General features: G+C 72.3%; 3 protein-coding genes and 2 pseudogenes. All 5 read left to right on the top strand.

Annotation, left to right across the window (positions count from 1 at the left end; genetic code table 11):
- The first annotated feature begins 1,261 nt into the window (after positions 1-1,261).
- Positions 1,262-2,032 carry an SDR family oxidoreductase gene (locus AC27IO_RS20175; protein ID WP_487090700.1) on the top strand — a complete coding sequence of 257 codons (771 nt, stop codon included), beginning with the start codon at positions 1,262-1,264 and terminating at the stop codon, positions 2,030-2,032.
- Between the two features lie 73 nt (positions 2,033-2,105).
- A complete protein-coding gene (gene moaA, locus AC27IO_RS20170; protein ID WP_498740423.1) occupies positions 2,106-3,245 on the top strand; it encodes a GTP 3',8-cyclase MoaA in 1,140 nt (379 codons plus the stop codon).
- 3 nt (positions 3,246-3,248) lie between these two features.
- Positions 3,249-3,926 (top strand): annotated as a pseudogene (mobA, locus tag AC27IO_RS20165) (molybdenum cofactor guanylyltransferase MobA).
- Entirely contained in the window at positions 3,923-4,471 is a 549-nt protein-coding gene (locus tag AC27IO_RS20160) for a GNAT family N-acetyltransferase (protein WP_498740421.1), read from the top strand. The pseudogene mobA and the gene AC27IO_RS20160 overlap by 4 nt, the downstream one beginning before the upstream one ends.
- A pseudogene (locus tag AC27IO_RS20155) lies at positions 4,468-5,087 on the top strand (molybdopterin molybdotransferase MoeA); the annotation flags it as partial. The gene AC27IO_RS20160 and the pseudogene AC27IO_RS20155, both read left to right, overlap by 4 nt.

Here is a 5,087-nt window from a genome sequence, read left to right as displayed (position 1 = left end):
CCGGCCTGCGCGTGCTGCTGGCCGACGGCGGCGGCGATCGGGCCTTTCGCATCGGCGAGGGCCTGCCGCCACCCGTGCGCAGCCTGCTGGGGGAGCTTGGCGTACTCGACCGCGTGCTGGCGGACGGCCACCGCCCCAGCTACGGCACCCTCGCCTATTGGGGCGGACTGGCCGGCCACGCCAACGACACCCTGCGCCAGCTGCATGGCAATGGCTTGCAGCTGGACCGCGTGCGCTTCGACGCCACGCTGCGGGCCGCCGCCAGCGAGGCGGGCTGCACGGTCGCGCTTTCCACCCACCTGCAGTGCGACGATGCGCAGGGCGCCGATCCCGCCAGCAGCACCGGCACCGCCTCGGAAGACCCGCAGGAGGCATCCGGCCCGCTGCACCGGCTGCAGCTGCGCCGCGCGGGCGAATCCCTGTCGCACGTGACGGCGCACTGGCTGATCGACGCCAGCGGCCGCATGGCCACCCAAGCCTGCCGGCTGGGCGCGCGCCGCCGCCACTACGACCGGCTGCTGGCCTTCTACCAGCGCCTGCGCACCGACAGCCATACCGATCTGGACGGCCGCACCTGGGTGGAGGCGGTCGAAGACGGATGGTGGTACAGCGTGCTGCTGCCCAGCGGCGAGCGCGTGGTGGCCTTCCTGGGCGATGCCGACCTGCTGGACCGCCGCACCCTGCTGGACGACGATGGCCTGTGGCAGCACCTGCAGCACACCACCCACCTGGGCGCGCTGTGCGCCGAGCACGGCTATCGCCCCCACGGCGCGGTGCAGGGCGCCAATGCCTGCAGCGCCGAACTCGACCGCGCGGCCGGCGAGCGCTGGCTGGCGGTGGGCGACGCCGCCCTCGCCTTCGACCCGCTGTCGTCCAAGGGCATCGGCAACGCGCTCTACACCGGCATGCGCGCGGCACAGGCGGTGCTGGCGCACGGGGGCGGGCGACCTGCAGGCGCCGCAGCGCTATGCCGACCACCTGCGGGACATCCACCGGGTGTACCGCAAGCAGCTGCAGGGCTTCTACGCGATGGAAACGCGCTGGCCCGGTTCCGCCTTCTGGGCGCGCCGGCAGGCGGGCCACCCTGTCGCGCAGGGGGCAGTGCCGGGCACGCCGGGCGGCAAAGCGGTGGCTACACTGCCTTGGCCGCCCGCGCAGCCGACGACCACCGGCCGCGAGAACCCATCCAACGGAATCCCGCCACCGCCCTGGTGAAAATTGCGCAGGCAGCTATCGGAAACATAGCGCCATCGGAGGCTTCATGCGCGTGCAAGGCAAATCCATCATCGTCACCGGCGCCGGCAACGGCATCGGCGAAGGCATCGCCAAGCGGCTCGCGGCCGAGGGCGGCCGGGTCATCGTCAACGACATCCAGGCCACCGGGGGCCAGCGCGTGGCGGCCGAGATCCGCGCCGCGGGCGGCACGGCGGACTTCTTCGCCGCCGACGTCACCCGCTCTGCGGACATGAAAGCCCTGGTGGACGAGGCCGTGCGCCTGCATGGCCGGCTCGACGTGGTCGTGAACAACGCCGGCTGGACGCACCGCAACCGCCCCATGCTGGAAGTGAGCGAGGAAGAGTTCGACAAGGTGTATGCCATCAACGTCAAAAGCCTCTACCTCTCGGCCATCCACGCCGTGCCGGCCATGCGCGCCAACCCGGGCACGGCGGGCGGCAGCTTCATCAACATCGCCTCCACCGCCGGCCTGCGGCCCCGCCCGGGCCTCACCTGGTACAACGGGTCGAAGGGCGCGGTCATCACGACCAGCAAGTCGATGGCGGCCGAACTGGGCCCCGACAACATCCGCGTGAACTGCATCAACCCCGTGTTCAACCCCGACACGGGCCTGGCCGCCGAGTTCGCCGGCGGGCCGGTGGACGACGCGCGCCGCGCCCAATTTCTCGCCTCGATTCCGCTGGGGCGTTTTTCCACCGCGCTCGACGTGGCCAACGCGGCGCTGTACCTGGCCAGCGACGAAGCGGCCTTCGTGAGCGGCGTGTGCATCGAGGTGGATGGCGCCCGCTGCGTCTGATCGCTGCCGGCCGACAGCGGCGCGGCCCATTGCGCCGATAACCCTACCGCACCCCATGCGGCAAAATCGGCCCATGGCTGAACGTGTCATCCCCCTGGTGGACCAGCGCATCGCTGCGCTGCGCCCCGCCGTGCCGCAGGGCCTGGCCGGGATTCCATCGGGATGGCTGGCCGACACGCTCGGTCGCCCGCTGCGGGACCTGCGCATCAGCGTGACCGACCGCTGCAACTTCCGCTGCGCGTACTGCATGCCCAAGGAGGTGTTCGACAAGGACTACCCCTATCTGCCGCACAGCGCGCTGCTCAGCTTCGAGGAAATCACCCGCCTGGCCCGCAGCTTCATCGACCACGGCGTGCGCAAGATCCGCCTCACCGGCGGCGAGCCGCTGCTGCGCAAGCACCTCGAAAACCTCGTCGGCATGCTGGCGCAGCTGCGCATGCCGGACGGCACGGCGCCCGACCTCACGCTGACCACCAACGGCTCGCTGCTCGCGCGCAAGGCCCAGGCGCTCAAGGACGCCGGGCTGAACCGCCTCACGGTGAGCCTGGACAGCCTGCAGGACGCGGTGTTCCGGCACATGAACGATGTGGACTTTCCGGTGGCCGAGGTGCTGGCCGGCATCGACGCGGCACAGGCCGCGGGGTTCGCGCGCATCAAGGTCAACATGGTGGTCAAGCGCGGCACCAACGACCACGAGATCGTGCCCATGGCGCGGCACTTTCGCGGAACGGGCGTGACGCTGCGCTTCATCGAATACATGGACGTGGGCGCCACCAACGGCTGGCGCATGGACGAGGTGCTGCCATCCGCCGACGTGATCGAGCGGCTGCAGGCCCACCTGCCCCTGGTGCCCCTGCCCGAACAGGCTCCCGGGGAAACCGCGCGCCGCTGGGGCTACGCCGATGCCACCGGGCGCCACGACCCGGCGCTGGGCGAGGTGGGCGTGATCGGCAGCGTCACGCAAGCGTTTTGCGGCGACTGCAACCGCGCCCGCCTGTCGATGGAAGGCAGTCTCTACCTGTGCCTGTTCGCCACCCAGGGCTGGGACCTGCGCAGCCTGCTGCGCGGCGGTGCCACCGATGCCGACATCGCCGCCGCCATCGCCGGCATCTGGAATGGCCGCAGCGACCGCTATTCGGAGCTGCGCAGCAGCCTGCCTGCGGACACCGGCCAGGGCGCGCGGCGGGTGGAAATGAGCTACATCGGCGGCTGACGCATGGATGACGCCACCCGCATCACCGGGCTGGTGCTGGCCGGCGGCCAGGGCACGCGCATGGGCGGGCAGGACAAGGGACTGCAGCCCTTCCAGGGCGTTCGCTGGCGCTGCATGCACTGCAGCGGCTGCAGTCCCAGGTCGGCCCGCGGCTGGTCAGCGCCAACCGCCACCTTGACCGCTACGCCACCTTCGGCGTCCCGGTCGTGACCGATGCCGAGGCCGGCCACGCCGGGCCCCTGGCGGGATTTCTGGCCGGCCTGTCGCGCTGCGACACCCCGTGGCTGCTCACCGTGCCCTGCGACACGCCGCTGTTTCCGCCCGATCTGGCCCGGCGCCTGATGGCGGCGGCCTGGGCCATGGACACGGCGGGCGGGCCTGTGGATCTGGCCATCGCCGCCGCGCCGCAATCCGATGGGCTGGCCGCCGATGCCCCCCCACGCGGGCGAACCGGGCGCCGCGCCCCTGCGCACGCAGCCGGTGTTCTGCCTCCTGCGGGCCTCGCTGCGGGAGTCGCTCGCGCAATTCATGGTGGGCGGCGGCCGCAAGATCGGCGCCTGGATCGCCCAGCACCCGTGCGCCGTGGCCGCCTTCGACCAGCCCGGCGACGACCCGCTCGGCTTTTGCAACGCCAACACCCTGGCCGAACTGCACGCGCTCGAACGCGCGCTCGCCCCATGACCCCTGACCCCTTCCGGATCGACGTGCTCGGCACCACGCACCTGCACGCCTACAAGGCCCTGCGCGACGAGGCGCTGCGCTGCGCGCCCGAGGCCTTCACCTCCGACCACGCCAGCGCGGTGCTGCGCCCGGCCCAGTCGTATGCCGAGCGCTTCGGCGCGCCCGCCACGGGCACCTTTTTCCTCGGGGCGTTCGCCGCGGACGGCCAGTTGCTCGGCAGCATCGGCTGCGAGCGCGAGGCCCGCCTGCAGCAGCGCCACTGCGCCAGCGTGGTGGGCATGATGGTGGCGCCGCGCGCGCAGCGCGGCGGCGTCGGGCGCGCGCTGGTGCAGGCCTGCGTGCAGCTCGCCGAACAGGTGGCCGGGCTGGAACAGCTGGTGCTGACGGTCACCGCCGCCAACACCCACGTCGTGCGCCTGTACGAGCGCGCGGGCTTTCGCGCCTGGGGCCTGCTGCCGCGCGCGGTGGTCATCCAGGGCATCGGGCACGACAAGCTGCACATGGTGCGGTGGCTGCCGGCCTCCCCTCTTTTTTCTGCCGCATGAAGACCCTTGCACAGATCGCCGCCGGCCTGCCCGGCTACGACGCCCACGCCCTGGGTGCCGAGGCCGTCACCGCCTTCCTCGAACAACTGGTGCAGCCGGTGGCCGGCACCGAAACCGTGGCGCTGTCCGCGGCGCTCGACCGGGTGCTGGCCTGCGACCTCGTCTCGCCCATCAGCGTGCCGCCGCACGACAACTCGGCCATGGACGGCTATGCATTCGACGGTTCGGCATTGCGCGCCGGCCAGCCGCTGTCGCTGCAGGTGGCCGGCACCGCCCTGGCCGGCCGGCCCTGGACGGGCCATGCCGCACCCGGGGAATGCGTTCGCATCATGACCGGCGCCGTCATGCCGCCAGGGCTGGACACGGTGGTGCCGCAAGAGCTGGCCACCATGCAGGGCGGCACCGTGCACCTCGCGGCCGACGCGGTGCGGCCCGGCGACCACCGGCGCCGCGCGGGCGAAGACCTGGTGCAGGGCGGCGTGGCGCTGGCCCGTGGCGAGCGGCTCACCCCCCGCCGCGCTCGGCCTGGTGGCCAGCCTGGGCCTGCCCACCGTCACCGTGTTGCGCCGCCTGCGCGTGGCGTGCTTTTCGACCGGCGACGAGTTGCTGGGACCTG

The organism is Acidovorax sp. KNOB132, assembly GCF_057541515.1.
Note: the sequence above shows the minus strand (reverse complement) of the source record. Positions and strands in the feature narration are given on the sequence as shown.